Below are 18,160 nucleotides of genomic sequence, written 5' to 3'. Positions count from 1 at the left end.
GCAATAACTGCACATGCGCAAGACCTGCTCACCGGTTCCACCCGGACGTCGGCCGGGTGCGGCGGTGTGCGCGAGGCCGAGCGCCCTACCCTGACGCTGTGACATCGACGCTGATCGTCCCCGACGTCCTCACTCCTTCCCTCCGTGACGAAGCGGTCGATCATCTTCGTCGCTACTTCGCGCCCGTCGGCGGGACGACGGGCTGGGCGGGTTCGCGCTTCGAGCGGCTGGCCGGCGGAGGTGATCGACCGGAGACGGCTGACCGGTTCACGGCTGACGACCTCGTCGCAGTCTCGCTCCTGTCGGTGAACGTCCCGCCGCACGGGGCGATCCAGCTCCTCGAGACTCGCGCGGACGAGTTCGGAGAGCTGCTCGCCGAGATCCCTCACGACCTCGACCTCGTGGACGTCGAGTCGCTCCCCGACGGCTGGGCTCCGCACCGCCTCTGGGAGGCGCTGCGCGACATCCACGGCATCGGCTGGGTCACCGCGGGCAAGCTCGTGGCACGCAAGCGGCCGCGGCTCATCCCGGTCTACGACACCGTCGTCCGGGCGGCGGTCAAGCCCACCGCCTCGTTCTGGGACGCTCTCCATGCAGCACTGCGAGCAGACGATGGCGCACTGCACCGACACCTCCTCTCCCTGCGCGACGAGGCCGGGATCGGCGACGACATCTCGGCGCTACGGGTCTTCGACGTCGTGGTGTGGATGCACCACCGCTACCTCGAACCCACCGCTGACCACGCAGGGCGCACGGGGCGTCCGCACGGGGCGACCACGGCGGGGCTCAGGCCGGCGTCCACTCCTGCGCCCGCGTGAGCCGACGGCGGACCGCTTCTCCCCCGACGTCCTCGATCCAGGAGCGGTCGCCCACGACGACCAGGAGCGACCGCGCCCGGGAGAGCCCGGTGTAGAGCATCTCGCGCGCCCGCGCGACGTCGCGGACGCCGTTGACGGCCAGCACGACGACCGGACGCTCGAGGCCCTTGAACCCGAGCACGTGGCCGTAGAACACGTCGTCCTCGGCGAAGAACGCGTCCCAGTAGGCGGCGTGGCCGCCCGCCTCGACCTCGTTCACCTGCTGCGGGTGCCGCCGTCCGGTCGCGAGCAGCGCGAGCTGCCCGCTCTCCCAGCCCTCGTCGAGCAGGGCCTCGACCGCGTCGTCCGCTGCCCCGACGGCGTCGGTGGGGGGGGACGTCGACGACCCGGACGGGCGGCCCCTCCATCCCGCGGGGCGTGATCCGCTCGGGCGAGAGGGCTCCGAACACCTGGGCGATCTGCTTCGTCGACCGCAGGTTCTCGTGCAGCGTCACGGGCACGAGCTCCAGCGGGACGCGGCCTTCTCGGGGAAAGACGCGCTGCGCGTCGTCCATGAAGACGTACAGGCCGCCGGAGTCCTGGTCGCGCAGGCAGCGCAGCAGCGACGGCCACCACAGATCGCCGAAGTCCTGCGCCTCGTCGACCACGACCGCGTCGAAGAGGTCGTCGGCACGGCGCGCGCCCGCGAGCGTCCCGAGCGCGAGGGGCAGCCGCCGCTCCCAGTAGTCCGGGTCGTCGTCGGCACCGGGTTCCGCACCCCAGGCCAGCGGCAGGTCGTGGAAGAGACCCACGTAGGCAGGTCGGTCGCGCGCCGGCCACTGCTCGACGACCCGCTCGAAGTACCTCCCGAGGCCACGCGAGTAGCACAGGAGCGCGACCCGCTCACCGGCCCGCGCGCGCCGTCGCGCCTGCTCGAGCGCGAGCCACGTCTTGCCGGAGCCCGCGCCGCCCACGACGCGCATCCGGCGCACTCCCGAGAGCGCGTCGAGCGTGCGGGACTGGTCGCGGGTCATCTGCTCGAGCCGCGTGTCGTGCTGCGCCGCGAGCGCCAGGTGCTCCGCCTGGCTGGGGAATCCCCCGGTGAGTGACTCGACGAGGTCGGGGACGTCGTCGAGGGCGAGCGGCGCGTGCCCCTGGCCGTGGCGCTCGATCGCGTGCTTGACGCGCTCGGCCACGCCGAGCGGCCGCTCCAGGTCCGTGCGGTCGACGAGCATGTCTCGCGGCAGGTCGAGCGACGACCAGTCGGCCGGCACGTACCGGTGCGGCAGGGCGACGAGGTGCGCGGTGCGCGCCTCGCTGGCCCAGAGGCCGCGACGACGCAGCAGCGCCTGGAGCGCGTGCCGGGCGCCCTGCACCTGACGGACCGGCTCGATGCGGTGCCTGCGGTCGCCGTTGCCCTGATACCACGCACCCTCGTGCCGGTCGACGTACCCGCCCTTGACCTCGATCGCCGCGATCCCGACTCCCGGCCACGCGACGAGAACGTCGATCTCGTACTCGTGCTCGGCCTCCTGGAGGTGCAGGCCGTGGACGACGACCGCGTCGTCCGGCAGTTGCGCGACGAGCGCCTCCCAGACGGCACGCTCGGCACCGCCGTCGTCGGGGAACGGCGGGTCGGGCGGGTACGCGTGCGGCATGACCCGTTCGTACCGTACGGGCCCGACGACGTCACCCGGCTCGGCGGAACTGGTCGCCGGGGTCATCGCATTTCACCCGCGCCTGCCGACGCGACCGCGCTCGCGGGAGGCACGGGCCACCCTTGCTGCGTGACCCGGCACCACCGGCGCCGCGAGCGCCCGACACAGCCGGGCGTCAGCGTGCCGCGAGCACCTCGCGCAGGAGCCGCACCGCCCGGGGCCCGACCCCGTGCAGGGCGAGAAGGTCCGCGTCGGCGAGCCGCGCGACGTCGGACAGCGTGACGATGCCGGCACCGGCGAGCGCGCGCGTCGCGGGGCGACCGATCGCGGCGGGGAGGTCGCCGACGCAGCCTGGCTCGGCGGTGTCGGCCGCGACGAGGGTGTCCGCGAGCCGTCGCGGCGCGCGGGCGAGCCACGCGCGGCGCACCCACTGGTTGGCCCGCTGGCCGTCGAGGTCGGCGAGGGGAACGCCCGCGCCGAGCAGATGGTCGCCCCGGGTCCACCTGCGCGCGGTCGGCTGCTCGGCGAGCAGGCGCGCGACGTCGTCGTCCCCCACGCGGAGCTGCACGACGTCGTCCCGCGTCACCACCGCGAACCGTCGCCCGCGCACCACGAAGGACACCGTCCCGGCGGCCACGTCCTCCGCCGCCTCGGGCAGGGCGAGCGCGGCCGCGCGGACCTGGGCGAGCGTCGTCATGCCGCCACCCTGCCACGGCCGCGCGCGAGCACGACGCTGTGCGCCGTCGGGCACGACATCCGTGTCGTTCTGAGCCCGAGAACGACAGCAACGTCGTGTTCGGCGCCGGTCCCGGTGACCGGCAGACTGTGCCCGTGAGCAACCGCCGACCCCGTCCCCCGCACCGGGCCAGCATGGTGTGGACCGCGGTGCGCGGCGGGGTGCGGGGGCGCGAGCGCCTGGCCCCGGTCGTCGACTACCTCGCCGTCCTGGCCATCCTGCTCGTGCTGTTCGGCGGGTCGGTGTGGTTCGTCGTGTGGCTGCTGCTCCAGGAGGAAGGGGTCGCGGCGGCGGTCTCCTGCTTCATGGTCCTCGGCTTCGGCACCGGGCTGGTGATGTACGTGCGCGGGCCGTCGAAGCAGTCGGTCGTCCTGCGCCCGCACGAGATCGAGCTGCCCGTGGGGCCGGAGCCGACACGCGTCGTCGTGCGGTGGGACGACGTCGCGGGCGTGCGGGTGCTGGAAGGCGAGCGACGCCCGACGCTGCGGGTCGAGCTGCGCGACGGCGCGCGGGCCCGGCACGCCGAGGGAGAGGACCTGCTCCAGGTCCGCCCGGCGAACGGGCCGGACCCGGACACCGTGGACGTCGCGGACGCCGAGGCGGTCGCCCGCGTCCTGCGGCACCTGCTGGACCACCCCGAGGACCGCGCGCGCCTCGCGCAGCGCGGCGGCGTGGGCATCGTCCTCGCGTTCGCGCGCCCGGTCTACGGCGACCCGCCCGCCTGACCCGGGCGCCGACGTCGGCCCACCCGCCGAGAACGACCCTGCACGCGGTCGAGAACGACCCTGCTGTCGTGATCGCGCCCAGAACGACAGCAACCCCGTGTTCGGCGGCGGGGGGGCGGGGGGGGTGGGGGCACGACGACGGCCCGGGCCCGCACCTGGTGGGTGCGGGTCCGGGCCGTCGTCGATCGGACTGGTTCTCGGTTGTCAGCGGCGGCCGATGTCGGACAGCTCGGCCGCGGCGATGACGAGCTCGCGCTCGGCGTCGTCCAGGACGCCGTCGAGGACGAGGTCCTCGGTCACGAGGCTCACGTGGTCGACGAACTCGCGGTGCGTCGAGTACTCGTCGGTCTCGGCGACGTAGTCGTTCACGGTGCAGCCCGTGCCGTCGTCGTAGTTCTGGACGGTGCTGTCGTGGCCGTCGATGACGACGGTCGGACGCACGTCCGAGCCCACGCAGCGGTCGCGGACGAGCTGCAGGACCGTGAAGGTCACCTCGCCGGTCGTGACGTTGCCGACGCCGTCGACCGCGCGGTAGCGGACCACGTGCTGGCCGTCGGCCGCGAACGCGACCGGGGCCGCGTAGCGCTGCCACGCGCCGCCGTCGGCCTGGAACTCGATGCGGTCGACGCCCGACTCCTCGTCCACCGCGGTCAGCGTGACGCGGGCGCTGGCGACGAAGTCGCCGTCGCGGGTGCGGCTGCCGCTGACGCCCGCCGTGACGACGGGCCCGTCGGTGTCACCCGGCTCCTCGCCCCCGGCGATGACGAACGTCGCCGTCTGGAGGGCGGAGACGTTGCCCGCGACGTCCGTCGCGCGATACGTGACGGTGTGCGCGCCCGGGGTCCGCACGGAGATCTGCTTCGCGTACGGGAGCCACTCGCCGCCGTCGACCTGGTACTCGACCGAGGCGACGCCGGAGTCGGCGTCCGTCGCGAGCAGGCGGAGGAAGACGGTCGAGAGGTACTCGCCGGCCTCGTTCTTCTCGCCACCCATGACGCGGTGGTTCACCGTGGGGGCGACCGTGTCGCCGCCCTGGCCGGCGACGACGTCGAACGTGACGCTGGCAGGCTCGGTGACGTTGCCCGCCACGTCGGTCGCGCGGTAGGCGAGCGTGTGCCGACCGGGCTCGTCGACGACGACGGCCTCGGTGTACTCGGTCCAGCCCGCGCCGTCGAGGTCGTACTCGACGGACGCGACGCCGGAGCCGTCGTCGGTCGCGGTGAGCTGCACGGACGCGGAGCCGACGTAGGCGCCGTCCTCGTCCTGCGTGCCGCTGAGCTGGGTCTCGACGACCGGGGCCGTCGTGTCCTCGCCGGCGTCGGCGACGACGACGAACTCCGTGACGGTCTCCTCCGACACGTTGCCGGCGGCGTCGGTGGCCCGGTAGACGAGCGTGTGCTCACCGGGCTCGTCGACGACGAGCGGCTCGGTGTACGGGGCCCAGCCGGCGCCGTCGAGGTCGTACTCGACGCTCTCCACGCCGGACGCGTCGTCCGTCGCGGTGAGGGTCGCCGTGGCAGACCCGACGAACGCGCCGTTGTCGTCCTGCGTGCCCGTCACCTCGGCGGTGACGGTCGGGGCGGTCGTGTCCTGCTCGCCGTCCTCGACGACGGTGAACGTCACCGAGCCGACCTCGGACACGTTGCCCGCGACGTCGGTCGCGCGGAAGGAGACGGTGTGCTCGCCGAGGTCGGTGAACGGCACCGTCGTCGTGTAGGGCAGCCACGCGCCGCCGTCGACCTGGTACTCGACCGACGCGACGCCCGACCCCTCGTCCGAGGCGTGGAGCATGAACGCGGCGGTACCGATGTAGGCACCGTTCTCGTCCTGCTGCCCCATGACCATGGGCTCGACGGTCGGCGCGGTCGTGTCCTCCTCGACGTCACCCTCGACGACGGTGAACTCCGCGGTCTGGGCCTCGGACGTGTTGCCCGCCGTGTCGGTCGCACGGAACTGCAGGGTGTGCGCACCGACGGCGTCGACGAGGAACGGCTCGGTGTACGCCTGCCAGCCCGCGCCGTCGAGGTCGTACTCGACCCCGGCCACGCCGGACTGGTCGTCGGTCGCGTCGAGCGTGACCGTCGCGCCGCCGACGTACGCGCCGTCGCCGTCCTGCTCGCCCGTGAGGAGCGCCGAGACCGCGGGCGCCGTCGTGTCGTCGCCCCCGCCGCCGTCGGTGACGACGAGCTCGCCCCACATCTCGCCGTGGCCGGGGATCGCGCAGAAGTAGCGGTAGGCGCCGGACGTGAGGGTCACGTCCTTCTCGTGCCGCCCGCCGTTCGCGTCGAACGGGCTGGCGAGGATGTTCACGTCGAGGTCGTGGTTGAAGCCGGCGGTCGACGTGTCGAACGTGAGCGTGTGGCTCATGCCGAACGTGCTTCCGGTCGCGATGCTGTTCTCGAACACGATCGTGGCCGGGCCGGCCTCGGCCGTGGCCGGGAAGGACTTGTAGTCGGTCACGCTGTTGTCCGCGGTCCAGGTGAGGACCTGCGCGGCGGCGACGGTGCTGCTCGCGACGGACGAGACGGCGGACGGAGCCGTCGCCGTGGGGGCGGCCGAGGCCGGGGCGACGGTGAGGACCGTCGTCGCGGTGAGTCCGGCGACCGTGGCGGCGAGGAGCCGCCGCGGGCCGCGGCGGCGGGAGCCGCCGGGACTGGTACGTCGTTCCATGAGGGTGCACTCCTCCGGGGGTGTCTGGGGTTCTGTCGGGCGGGTCGGGCTGGTCGGGCGCGGGTCGGGGCGGGCAGCGCGGCCCGCCCCGGGGGCCGCCGCCGTGCGGCACGACGGCGGCCCCGGGGTCGACGGGGACGGCCGGCTGGGCCGTCCCCGCCGGGCGGTGCTACAGGTCCGCCACCCGGATGTCACGGAACTCGATGAGGTCCGAGTTGCCGTGGTTCTGCAGCCCGATGAACCCGCTGTCGAACTGGCGCAGGTCCGTGGGCGGGTCGCCGGCCCGGGACGACTGCTGTCCCGGTGAGTTCTCGAACTCGTTGATGACGACACCGTTGCGGATCATCGTGTAGTGCTGCCCGACGACCCGGATCTCGTACTCGTTCCACTCGCCCTTGGGCTTCTCGCCACCGGTGTTCAGGCCGAGCGGGTCGAAGTTGTAGACCGAGCCGGTCTTCTGGGGCTCGCCCGTCGGACCGTCGTAGATCTGGATCTCGTGACCGCAGGAGATCGCGACCCACGCGGGTGACTGGTTGTTCGCGCACTGCGCGTCACCCGGGTCGTTCGGGTTCGGGAACCGGGTGAACACGCCGCTGTTCGCGTAGTGGTCGCCCGCCGAGACGTCGCGGTACAGGAGCTTCACAGAGAAGTCCCCGAGCTCCTCGCCCGCGTACCAGAGCATGCCCAGGCCGCCGCTCGACTTGAGCGAGCCGCCCGGCTCGAGCGTGAACTTGCCGCCCGGAGCCTGGAACCAGTCGTACAGCGACGCCTCGGTGCCGTCGAAGATCGTGCGGTACCCGCCGGGGTACGCGCCGATCTGGGACCGGGCCGCCGCGTCGACGAGGCGAGCACGCTCGCGGTCGCTGATGCGGCTGTCGTCGTACAGGCCCTTGGCAACCGACTCGACGTGCGCCAGGAACCGGGCGTGGGTGCGCCACTCCTTCTCGTCCTGGAACAGGTCGGCGATGTTGCACGCGCCCAGGTCGCGGTTCTCGACCGTGGAGTCCACGTCGCCGAAGAACACGGTCTCGCGCTCGTCGGGCAGGGTGCACGACGGCGAGCCGTCGGTCGTGACCGTGGCCGTCGAGCCGTCGGCGTACGTGACGGTGAGCTTGGCCTCGTAGTTCTTGACGCGCGGGTACTTGTGCTTCGGGTTGGCCTGACGCGAGGTCGAGCCGTCGCCGAACTCCCAGAGGTAGGAGACGCCACCGGAACGCGCACCGGTGAACTGCACGGTCAGCGGGTCGCCCTGGATGCTCGTCGCGGAGGCCGCCGGAGCCGGGGTCGGAGCCCCGCCCTGGTACGTGATCCGCATGAGCTTCTGGTTCGGGTCGAGGCTGAAGAAGCCGCCCGCGTAGTCGACCAGGTACAGCGCGCCGTCCGGACCGAACTTCGCGTCCATCCAGCTCTGCAGCAGGCCGTCACCGCGACCGCCCGGGATGATCTGGCGGAGGTCCTCCATGAACACGGGGGACTCCAGGTTCTCCGGGTCGACCGTCACCGCGACGCGGTTGTTCGCGTTCGACTGGTCGCCGATGAACCACTTGCCCTCCCAGTACGACGGCCACGCGACGTCCGAGTCGGGGTCGACCTGCGACTGGCGGTAGGTCGGACCGGACATGACGGCCTGGCCGCCACCCCGCAGCCACGGGATCGTGTAGGTCGCCTCGCTGTCCACGTACGACGGGAGGCCGTTGCCGCGGTCCGGGAACACCGGTCCGCCGCCCGAGGGCGAGTACCAGATCATGTTGTCGCGCACCGGCGGCAGGTCGACGAGACCCGTGTTGCGCGGCGACGTGTTCTTCAGGTTGTCGCAGTCGTACCAGCCGGCGAGGACGCTCGCGTCCTCGTTGCTCCGGTCGCGGTACGGCTGCTTGTTGCCCATGCAGTACGGCCAGCCCTGGTTGCCCGCGGACGTGATGATCGTCGCGGTCTCGTACTTGGCCGGGCCGAGCTCGGGGCTCGGGCTGCCGGCGTCCGGGCCCACCCAGGCCGCGGTCAACCAGTTCGTGTCGGGGTCGATCTGCAGGCGCGAGATGTTGCGCACGCCCATGACGTAGATCTCGGGGCGCGTCTTGTCCGCGGGGTACTCGCCCACCGGGAACAGGTTGTCGTCCGGGATCGTGTACGTGCCGTCGTCCTCAGGGTGGATCCGCAGGATCTTGCCGTTGAGGTCGTTCGTGTTGCCCGCCGTGCGGCGTGCGTCCTGGAAGCTCAGGCCCGCGTACTCCTGCGTCCAGTTGTTGCCGGAGTACCCGCTCGAGCCGCCGGACGAGTTGTTGTCGCCCGAGCCGACGTAGAGGTTGCCCTCGTTGTCGAACGCCATGCCGCCGCCCGCGTGGCAGCAGCTGTGGATCTGCGTCTCCCACTCGAGCAGGTCGACCCGCGTGCTCTGGTCGATCGTCGGGGTCGCGGGGTCGTAGGTGAACCGCGAGACCGTGCGGTAGCCCACGCGCCGCTCACGGTCGATGTTGTCGTGCGGCATCCAGTACACGTACAGCCAGTGGTTCGTCGCGAAGTCGGGGTCCGGCACGATGCCGAGCAGCCCCTCCTCGTTCTTCACGAGCTCGTCGCCGCTGCCGCGGTTGCCCATGACGTCGAGCGTCGTGAGCAGCTTCGCGGTGCCGGTCTCCGGGTCCCACTGGTGGATCGTGCCGCAGCCGAGGCCCACGTTCGGGTCGCTCCACGACGCGATCGGGCCGGTGGTGCAGGCGCCGCGGCCGATGTAGAAGACCGTGCCGTCGGGCGCGATCGTCAGGCCGTGCTGCTCGCCGTTCTGGTCGAGCGTGCCCGCGGTGTTCACCTTCGACAGGCGCTCGGCCTTGTAGTTCGACGCGATCGTGGCCTGGCAGTCGCCGCGCACGACGCCCGTCGTCCACTGGAGCGCACCGAGCAGGTGCTCGCGGAACGTCGCGTCCTGCCAGCTCTCGGGCGTGCCGCCCATGCCGGTGAAGAACGAGCGGCCGCCGTCGTAGTCGCGGCACCAGGAGAGGGGCTGGAACGGGTTGGTCGTCGGGCCGGCCTCGGGGCCGGGCTCGAGCGTCGCGACCGTGTGCACGTCACCGGTCGGGTCGTCGGCCCAGTCGAGCCACCGGTCCTCGCGGTCCCACGTGAGCGGGAGGTCCGCCGTCGCGGGGTGCTGGCGGTCGACCAGGTCGACCGTGCGCTCCTCGAGCGGGATCTCCGGGTCGGGCTGCTCGACGGAGTCGGGGCCGAAGATGGAGAGCTCCGCGAGCTGGATCTCGGCGTCGCCCGAGTTCGCGGTGACGTCCAGCCGGTACCAGCCGTACTCGGTCTCGCTCCCGACGTCGAACGTGCGCGGCTGGAAGCGCTGCGGGAAGTCCTCGTCGGTGCGCGTGTCGAGGTCGACCCAGGTCTGACCGTCGGTCGAGCCCTGGAGCTTCCAGTTCTTCGGGTCGCGGCCCGCGGAGTCGTTCGCCGACGTGATGCCGTACTTCACGAGCGCGACGGGCTGCTCCATGCGCAGCGTGAGCTGGCCCGTGCGCGCGAACGTCAGCCACTTGGTGTTGGGGTCGCCGTCGACGGCCTTGGCCGGCGTCTCGGCGGCCGGGCTGCGGCCGGTGCCGGTCGCCTCGGCGACCTTCTCCGACACCATCGTCGCGCCCTGGATCCGGGCGCCGACGAGGCCCTCGAACCACTTCGACGCGGACTGGGCGCGCGCGGCGTCACGCACGCCGAGGAAGCCGCCGCCCTTGTTGATGTACGCCTGGAGCGCGGCCTCCTGCTCGCCGCTCAGCTCGATGCCCTCCGAGGAGAGCATGACGACGCCGCGGTACTCGCCGAGCGTCGCCTCGCTGAGCATCGCGGGGTCGGACGTCGCCTCGACGTCGAACCCGTTCGCGGCACCCAGCTCGGTCAGCGCCGCGGTCGCGGCGACGACCGGGTCGGTCTGCTCGTCGGGCGCGCCGTGGAACACGAGCACGCGCACGGCGGTCGTGGCCGCGGCGGTCGCGACCGGAGCCGTGGCGAGCGCCCCGCTCGAGGCGACGGCGCTGCTCGGCGCCGTGGCGACGGGCTGGGCGGACGCCGGGATCACGGCGGCGCTCGCGACGAGCGCCACGCTCGTGAGGCCCACGGTCATGGCCAGTAGTGCTCCTGGTCGGGAGCGTCCCCTCGTGGGGGATGTCGATCGTCTGGACAGCACTCTCCAACTCCTTCGTCATCGGTGCGGCGCTCCCGGCCGGGCCGGGAGCGGGTCGTGCTGGTGCGAGGTGGTGCTGGTGCGGGGCGAGCCCGCGGCCCGTCGGTGCTGGATCAGCCGACAGCTCGGTGGCCGGTCAGTGGCCGGCGTGGCCCGTGAGGTCGACGACGGCCGGCCCGGTCCCTCCGGCCGCGGCACCACCGGTGGTGGCCGCCGCGCCGTCGGTCGTGGCGCTCCCTCCGGACGGCGCCGACATGGTGTGGCTGCCGTGACCCTGGAAGCGGTCGATGGAGTCCTGCGCCCCCGGCGGCATGGAGCCGTCGGCGTTGCGCACGAGGAAGATGCCGGCCATCCCGCCGTCGGAGTGGAACTGGACGTGGCAGTGGTACATCCACGCACCCGGGCCGACGCCCAGACCGGCGACGACCTGGAAGCCGAACGCGTCGCCCGGGTTGAGGTCCCGGTTGTCCACGACCTGGCTCGGGTCGTACTGGTCCGCGAGCAGGCCGGTCCGGTTGTTCGCCCAGCGGTGCGCGTGCAGGTGGAAGGTGTGGAGCTGGTTCCCGTGCCCGATGCAGATGAACTCGACGCGCTCGCCGAGCTTCGCCTCGAACATCGGGGTGGCGGGGGCGACCTTGTTGTTGATCGTCATGTCGTTGAAGACCATCGTGAACTGCTTCTGCGGCAGCACGTCCCCGACCCGGCGCACGACGAGCGCACCGTAGAGCCCGGCGGCGAGGCCCTGCGTGCCGTGGTCGCCCCACGCGTGGTCGTGGTAGTGCCAGTAGCCCGCGCTGCCCGGCATCCAGATGCCGCGGTCGCGCGCCATCTTGACGGTCGACCAGGTGTAGGTCCGCGTCTCGCCCGGCTCGTTGAACGAGTTGTTGAAGGCGCTGCCGTCGCTGTTGACGTCGTAGTTCACGCCGTGCGGGTGGATCGACAGGCGCTTGTCCGTCGTGTTGACGAGCGTGATCTCGAGGGTCTCGCCCTCCCACATCTCGAGGATCGGGCCGGGCACCGTGGCCTTGCCGCGCTCGAGGCCGTAGCCGACGAGCGTGTCGGAGATCCGCTCGGCGTACATCGTGATCTTGCGGACGTCTCCGGCGGCGGCGACGACCGCCCCGGCGGCCGCCGTTCCGCTCGTCGTCGCGGCGGCGGCCGGGGGTGCTGCGGCGACGCTGCCTCCGGCGCCCAGCAGCAGGGCGGCCGCGGGGCTCGCGGCGACGACGCCTGCCCCCGCGAGAAGCGCCCGTCGCGAGAGCGGCCTCGCGGGCGTCTCGGTCTCGGTCGTCGGGTCGGGCATGGGGACTCCTTCCGGGCGTACGGGGTCGTCCGGGCGGCTCGCGGGCGCGCCGGACCGGCGTGCCGGCGCTCGCCGTCACGCTGACCGGCGCCACGTGGGCGCGCGGAGGTTCCCCGGGTGGTGCTGTGGGGGGTGCACTGTGGGCAGGACTGGGTCGTGCGGGGGTGTCCCGCGTCGCAGAGGGTCGAGTCAGGTGCTCGGTCGTGCGGGGCTCGACCTGCGACCGGTGGGAGACCGACCGTGGGGCGAGGTCCGGGACCGCCATGGTCCCGCCGGGGCACGCGTCGGTGCGCGCCGTCGGCTGTCGGTCCGGACGCCGCGCTCCCCTGCCCGACGTCCGGTCCCCTGGTCGGTTCCAGGGGCAACGAGGTTTATGACACCGCAGTCAGGGGCCGATGTCAACAGGTAGGCGAAAGTTGTGTCGACAACAAGCAAAAGTCCCCGGTCAGTCGACACTTGTCCGCGGCGTCGGCCGGAGAATCGCCGAGCACGGGGCGGGCGACCGGGTCTCGGAGAGGCGGTCGACCACCCCGTGCTCGGGGGTCGCTCAGCGCGTGCGCGACGCGCGCAGGTCAGGCGTCGAGCACCTCGCGCAGCGCGGCGGCGAACGCCGCCGGGTCGTTGTGCGGCGACCACTCGCTGACCATGAAGCCGCCGTGGTCCCCGGGGAACGTCACCGCGTCCACCCCGAGCAGCGCGGCCAGGGCGGCGCCGCCGCGCCACGCCAGCGTGCCCTCGCCCTGCGCGCTCACGGCGGGCACGACCCGCGTCCCCGACGCTCGCAGCACCGCGCCGTCGGGAGCCCAGGACGGCATCGTCGCGAGGTTCTTGCCGAGGAGCAGGTCGTCGCGCGACCCGTCGTCGGCCGTGGGGAAGCCGAACATCGCCGGGTCGGGCGCCGGCCGGCCGAGGTAGTCGGCCGGCAGCGGGCCCACGTGGCTCACGAGCGCGACGAACTTCGCCATCGCCGGGCCGAACCCCTCCCGGCCGTACGTCTCGACGATGTCCGCCTGGACCGTGGTCGCGAGCGCGGCGTCCTCGAGCAGCGGCGTGATCGGCGGCTCGTGCGAGACGAACGTCCGCACGTCCCCCGGGTACCGCTCGACCCACGACAGCCCGACCACACCTCCCCCGCTCGACCCGAACACGTCCACCGGCCCCAGCCCGACCGCCGTCACGACCGCGTGCAGGTCGTCGGCGTGCGCCTCGACCGAGACCTCGCCGTCCGGCGCGAGCGTGCTGCGCTCGGTGCCGCGCGGGTCGTACGTGACGACCACCCGGTCGTCGAGCAGCCCGGCGAGCTGCTCGAACCCGGACGCCGCCATGGGCGAGCCCATGACGACGACGGGCCGCCGGTCGCCCGCCGTCTCCGGCGTCCAGACGTCGTACGCCACGACGGCACCGGGCACGTCCAGGGTGTAGGTCTTGCGCTCGCTCATGGCGTCCTCCATGTCGTCCGCCCGCGGCCGTGCACCGCGGGTCCCGAGCGTTCAGACGACGACGGCGACCGGAACTCATCGGCGACGGCCGGCCGCCCGGGCCGGCCGTCGCACGTCAGCTCGTCAGGCGCACGTACTCGTCCTTCGACACCTCGCGCAGGCCCGCGACCGACGGCTCGAGCAGTGCGAGCGACGCGGCGTCCCGCGGGTGCCAGGTGTACTCCGACGTCGTGACCAGGAGGCTGGTCTCGGTGGCGCCGTCGACGTAGTAGTGCTCGGTCCGCTCGTCCGACAGCGGCAGGTGCGTCTCGTCGTCGAAGCACGCGGCCCGCGTCCAGTCGACGGTGCCCGGCTCGCCCCCGACCCACATCGACGTCTCGCTCGCCGGTGCCGCGGACCCGGGACCGGAGAGCTCGAAGCACGTCGCCGGACGACCGCCGACCGTCCGTCCCTCAGGGCCGCCCGTGACGACGTCCGGCTGCTCGGCGAGCGCCTGGATCGCGTCCATCTGCGCGGCGAGGTCCGTCATCTGCGTGGTGAGCTGTTCCCGGATGGTGCCCTCCTGGATGTCGTCCCAGTTCTCGACCGGCAGCGTGAACCGCGTGTAGACACCGGCCGCGGGGCTCACCCACCAGTAGGTCATCTGCCCCTCCAGGCCGGCCGGGTCGGCGTGCTTGACCTCCTCGACGCCCACCGTGCTGGTGCCGACCGACGCGACGAAGTCCTGCTCGGAGAGCCAGCGGGTCGCGCTCCCGTCGCCGGCCGTGAACTCCCGCGTCGCGGACGTGTCGAGCGCGGGCTCGCCCGGGTGCTGGACGCCGAACGTCGACCCGACCTCGAGCACCAGGGTCGAGAGGTCGACGTCCTGGACGGCCGTGCGCGCCCGCTCGACGTACGCGACGGCGGCCACCACGGTGCCGTCGGTGTCCGGGTCCTCGCCGACGACGCCGTCGCGCACCTCCGTGGTCGGCGACGGCGCGGCCACGGGCTCGGGCACGGCGTCGGGTCCGGACCCCGGGACGAGGCCGGGCAGGGCGAGCGCGCCCGCGACGACGACGCCGGCGCCCACGACACCGACCGCCGCCGTGCGCACGGTCCGGCGCCGCCGGCTCAGCGCCCCGGGTCGCTCGCCCGCCGTCCGGGCGTGGATCGTGGCGAGGACGGCGTCGAGCGGGACGTCCGCGTCCGGGCGGGTGCTCTCGGTACGCAGGCGGTGGATCGGGTCGTTCACGGGGTCGTCCCTTCTCGGGGTGAGTCAACGGCGGTGGCGGTGGCGGCCGCCGTGGCCGCCGTCGCGGCGGCGTACGACGGCGCGGCCAGGGGCCGCGGCGCGGACCGGCCCGGGGTCCGGCTCGGCGCGGCCGCGGACCGGTCGAGCTCGGCGTACAGGCGCGCGAGGCGCTCCTTGGCGCGCCGCACGCGCACGGACGCGGTGTTGGGGCGGCACCCGAGGGCCTCGGCGAGCTCGGGGACCGACAGGTCCTCGAGCACGAGGAGCCGGAGGACCTCCTGGTCGCGCGCGGGCAGGAGGGCGAGCAGCCGCTCGGCGGCGTCCTGCCCGACGACGTCCCCCGCGTGGTCGGGCACGCTCGGCGCGGCGACGCCCGTGACGCGGCGCACGAGCGCCGCCCGGCGCGAGCCCGCGCGCAGGTGGTTCGCCATGACGTTGCGCGTGACCCGCAGGAGCCACGCGAGCTCGTACGGCGGCACCTCCGTGATCCGGCGCCAGGCCACCACGAACACCTCGCACACGACGTCCTCCGCGTCCTGCGGGGACAGCCGCGTCGCCGCGCACCGGTACACGGACCGCGCATGGTCGCGGTAGAGGCGGTCGAGACGCGCCCGCGCCTCCGCCTCGTCGGGGGGTGGGGACATCAGTCCTCGCTCCTGTCGTCGTCCTCGACGCCGCACCTCGCGACGCTCCGGAAGGGGATGTCCGGCAGGCCGCCCAGGATGACAGCCCGGGACGAACCGGTCGGTGCGGCCAGGCGCGCCGTGCCACTACCCTCGCAGGATGCCGTCATCGAGGACCGTCCCCGCCGTCGTCGTCGCCGGAACGCTCACCGCGGTCCTCTGGGTGGTCACGGGACGCCTCGCGGACTGGTTGTCCGGGACGTCGCTCGCCGTGCCCGGCACCCTCCTCCGCGCGCTGCTCCCGCACCCGACCGGTGCGGGGGGTGGGCCCGTCTCCGGGAGCACGCTCCTCACGGCGGCGCTGGCGGGGGCGCTCGTCGCCGCCGGCACCCAGCTCGTGCTGCGGCGCCTGCCGTCGGGCACGGGCCGCTGGGCGACGTTCCTCGGCGTCTGGTTCGCCGTCGTCGCCGCGTCGGCGCTCGCCGCGACGGCCGCCTGGTTCGCCGGGGTCACGCTGCCCTGGCGCGCGGACACGATCACCGAGCTCGTCGCGACCGCGCTCGGCGGCTGGTGGGGGCTCGTCAACGGCCTGCTCGTCGGGCTCGCGGTCGTCGTGACGCGCGCGCTCACCGACCGCCGCGACGACCCGGCGGGCACGCGGCACACCCGCACGCCGACGACGGTGCGCGCCTGGCCGGCGGCCCTCGCGGCGGGCACGACGACGGGCGTGCTCTGGGCGGCCGCGGGCGTCGGGCGGACCCTGCTCCCCGGCGCATCCGACCCGCAGTCGCCGTGGGGCGTCGCCCGGGACGTCGTGCTGCTGCCCTCCGCGCGCCTCGCCGTCGACCGGGACGCCCTCCTCGCCGACCCGGTGCACCTCGCGCTGCCGCTCGGCGTCGGGCTGGCCGTGGGGCTGCTCACCGCGCTCGCCGCGCGCCGCCTGCCCCCGGTGGAGGGCCGCTGGGCGCTCCTGCTCGCCACCTGGTTCGCGTGCGTCGCGGGGGCGGCCGTCGCCGCGGCGGTGCCCGTCGTCGTCTCGACCGTCGCCTCCGGCGGCGTCCTGCCCGACGCCGGACGCGTCCTCCCCGTGCTCCAGGCGGGCCTGGGGTGGGGCCTGGTCTGCGGGGTGTTCGTCGCACCGCTCGCGGTCGTCGTGCACCGGGCGGCCGGCGCGGTGCCTGACGCCGCCGGGGATGCCGAGGAACCGTGGCCCGCGCCGGCGGCGACGCCGGCGGCCGGCCGGCAGGAGTCGGACGCCGCAGCGGAGACGGGCGGCTCGTCGATGGAGCCCGTGGACGCCGCGGAGGCGACCGACCGCTCGGAGGACACGGACCGCGAGCAGGTCCCGAGCGCGCAGCGCGACGAGGTCGCCGCACCCGTGTGACGGCCCGGGCCGCTGCGCCGCACGGTCGCAGCGCCCCGAGGCCCACGGCGTTCCGGCACCGGCCACACGATCGTCACCGGGACGTCGTCGTCCCGAAACCGGGACGCCCTAGCGTCGGCCGTGACCAGCAGACCGGGACGACCGGAGAGGGCACAGCGACGATGACCCTGACGATCACGCTCGTACGACACGGGCAGACCTACCTCAACGCACGGCGCCACCTGCAGGGGTCGTGCGACTCCCCCCTGACCCGCACGGGGCGCGCGGGCGTGCGCGTCACCGCGCAGCACCTCGCGCGGCACGACTTCGCCGCCGCGTACTCCTCCCCGCAGGGCCGCGCGGTCCTCACGGCGATGGAAATCCTGCGCCACCACCCCGACCTCCCGCTGACCGTCGACCACGACCTGCGCGAGCTGTCGTTCGGGTCGTACGAGCGGCGCCCGGAGTCGCACCTCGACGCCGTCGAGCCGTGGGCGGAGCTCGTGCCGCGCATGCTCGCCGGCACGCACCCCGGCGTCGGCGGCGGCGAGCCCGGCAAGGACTTCATGGCCCGCGTGCGCGACGTCTTCGCCCGGGTCGTCGCCGCGCACGACGACGCGTCCCGCCCCGGCGCGGTGCTCGACCGGCACGTGCTCGTGGTGGGCCACGGCCTCACGCTCGGCGCGTGGCTCGCGACGCTCGACCCGTCCGGCCTCGCGGCCCTGCCCAACGCGTCGGTGTCCACCGTCGAGGTGACCGACGGTGTCCCGCGCGTCCTCGCGGTCGGCGTCGACGTCGCCGGGCACGGCCACGTCGCCGCGCGCCCCGCGCCGTCGGCCGCCGCCGTCCCGGTCTGAGCGACTCCCGTCGACCACGGGGTTGCTGTCGTTCTCCGGTCGATGACGACAGCAACCCCGTGGTCGACGCGGTGCGGCCTCGTGGTCGACCGGCACCCGGGGGCCGTCGCTACCGCGCGGTGCGGCGGGCGGCGCGGGCGCGGGCGTCGTCGTGGGCGGCGCGCAGCAGGTCGAGGACGAGTCCGGTCGTGCGCTCGGCCGGGTTGACGACGCACACCCAGCCGAGCGCGCCGTAGACCGGGTGCGGCACGACGACGTCGGTCTCCCCCACCTCCGACGGCTCTCCGTCACGGGGATCGGAGCCGACCAGGTCGCGGAACCGGTCGCGGCCCACGTGCACGTTGACCCTCCACCGGCCCTCGTCGTCGAGTCGTGAGGTGGTGTCGTCGGGGTAGTCCTTCGTGACGACCGTGCCGTACGGCTGCCCGTGGGGGATCTCGCCGTCGGGGGCGTGGTAGAAGAAGTGGTCGCCCCACGCCAGCTCGGGGAACTCGCTGCCGGGACCGGGCGAGAGCACGAGGACGCCGTCGAGGGACCGGACCGTGTCGAGGATCTGCTTCATACTCATGATTCGAGTGTCTGCTTGAAGTGCTTCT

The 18,160-nt window shown here is 73.7% G+C and carries 14 protein-coding genes and 1 pseudogene; 5 read left to right on the top strand and 10 right to left on the bottom strand.

The annotated features are described in order from the left end of the window. The first annotated feature begins 98 nt into the window (after nt 1-98). Nucleotides 99-818 (top strand): DUF6308 family protein, encoded by a 720-nt coding sequence (locus NF338_RS02290; RefSeq protein ID WP_264029290.1) that lies wholly within the window; start codon nt 99-101, stop codon nt 816-818. On the opposite strand, the gene NF338_RS02285 is transcribed toward NF338_RS02290, so the two are convergent. After that, a complete protein-coding gene (locus NF338_RS02285) occupies nt 787-1,077 on the bottom strand; it encodes an ATP-binding domain-containing protein (protein WP_264029288.1) in 291 nt (96 codons plus the stop codon). The genes NF338_RS02290 and NF338_RS02285 overlap by 32 nt on opposite strands. A gap of 106 nt (nt 1,078-1,183) precedes the next feature. On the opposite strand from NF338_RS02285, the gene NF338_RS02280 reads away from it, so the two are divergent. Beyond that, nucleotides 1,184-1,906, top strand: coding sequence for a hypothetical protein (locus NF338_RS02280; protein ID WP_264029287.1), 723 nt, complete (start codon nt 1,184-1,186; stop codon nt 1,904-1,906). Between the two features lie 285 nt (nt 1,907-2,191). Here NF338_RS02280 and NF338_RS02275 read toward each other — a convergent pair. Continuing rightward, nucleotides 2,192-2,455: pseudogene (locus tag NF338_RS02275) on the bottom strand (nuclease-related domain-containing protein); the annotation flags it as partial. A 175-nt stretch (nt 2,456-2,630) separates the two neighbouring features. Beyond that, nucleotides 2,631-3,152, bottom strand: coding sequence for a hypothetical protein (locus NF338_RS02270; RefSeq protein ID WP_264029385.1), 522 nt, complete (start codon nt 3,150-3,152; stop codon nt 2,631-2,633). Nucleotides 3,153-3,286: 134 nt separating this feature from the next. Between NF338_RS02270 and NF338_RS02265 the strand changes: the two genes are divergently transcribed. Further along, nucleotides 3,287-3,916, top strand: coding sequence for a glycosyltransferase (locus NF338_RS02265; RefSeq protein WP_264029286.1), 630 nt, complete (start codon nt 3,287-3,289; stop codon nt 3,914-3,916). A gap of 204 nt (nt 3,917-4,120) precedes the next feature. Here the strand turns inward: NF338_RS02265 and NF338_RS02260 are convergent, their stop codons facing one another. The 6 genes from NF338_RS02260 to NF338_RS02235 form a co-directional block, all read right to left on the bottom strand. Then, a complete protein-coding gene (locus NF338_RS02260; protein WP_264029285.1) occupies nt 4,121-6,586 on the bottom strand; it encodes an OmpL47-type beta-barrel domain-containing protein in 2,466 nt (821 codons plus the stop codon). A 169-nt stretch (nt 6,587-6,755) separates the two neighbouring features. Beyond that, nucleotides 6,756-10,688, bottom strand: a complete 3,933-nt coding sequence (locus tag NF338_RS02255) for a ThuA domain-containing protein (RefSeq protein ID WP_264029284.1) — start codon at nt 10,686-10,688, stop codon at nt 6,756-6,758. Nucleotides 10,689-10,884: 196 nt separating this feature from the next. Next, the gene (locus tag NF338_RS02250) at nt 10,885-12,051 is read right to left on the bottom strand and encodes a multicopper oxidase domain-containing protein (protein WP_264029283.1); all 1,167 of its coding nucleotides are present in this window, start codon (nt 12,049-12,051) and stop codon (nt 10,885-10,887) included. Nucleotides 12,052-12,623: 572 nt separating this feature from the next. Beyond that, a complete protein-coding gene (locus NF338_RS02245; RefSeq protein WP_167551087.1) occupies nt 12,624-13,490 on the bottom strand; it encodes an alpha/beta fold hydrolase in 867 nt (288 codons plus the stop codon). Between the two features lie 115 nt (nt 13,491-13,605). Continuing rightward, nucleotides 13,606-14,721 (bottom strand): hypothetical protein, encoded by a 1,116-nt coding sequence (locus NF338_RS02240; protein ID WP_264029282.1) that lies wholly within the window; start codon nt 14,719-14,721, stop codon nt 13,606-13,608. Further along, nucleotides 14,718-15,365 (bottom strand): RNA polymerase sigma factor, encoded by a 648-nt coding sequence (locus tag NF338_RS02235; RefSeq protein ID WP_264029281.1) that lies wholly within the window; start codon nt 15,363-15,365, stop codon nt 14,718-14,720. The genes NF338_RS02240 and NF338_RS02235 overlap by 4 nt, the downstream gene beginning before the upstream one ends. Before the next feature lie 139 nt (nt 15,366-15,504). Here NF338_RS02235 and NF338_RS02230 point away from each other — a divergent pair, with 139 nt between their 5' ends. Further along, nucleotides 15,505-16,728, top strand: a complete 1,224-nt coding sequence (locus NF338_RS02230) for a hypothetical protein (RefSeq protein WP_264029280.1) — start codon at nt 15,505-15,507, stop codon at nt 16,726-16,728. Nucleotides 16,729-16,889: 161 nt separating this feature from the next. Further along, on the top strand, nt 16,890-17,564 hold the full coding sequence (locus tag NF338_RS02225) for a histidine phosphatase family protein (protein WP_264029279.1): 675 nt from the start codon (nt 16,890-16,892) through the stop codon (nt 17,562-17,564). 109 nt (nt 17,565-17,673) lie between these two features. Here NF338_RS02225 and NF338_RS02220 read toward each other — a convergent pair whose 3' ends face one another. Next, nucleotides 17,674-18,132: a DUF6194 family protein gene (locus NF338_RS02220; protein ID WP_264029278.1), complete on the bottom strand. Its 459-nt coding sequence runs from the start codon at nt 18,130-18,132 to the stop codon at nt 17,674-17,676. Nucleotides 18,133-18,160: the final 28 nt, after the last annotated feature.

This window comes from Cellulosimicrobium sp. SH8 (genome assembly GCF_025818875.1).
Lineage (GTDB): Bacteria > Actinomycetota > Actinomycetes > Actinomycetales > Cellulomonadaceae > Cellulosimicrobium > Cellulosimicrobium cellulans_D.
Note: the sequence above shows the minus strand (reverse complement) of the source record. Positions and strands in the feature narration are given on the sequence as shown.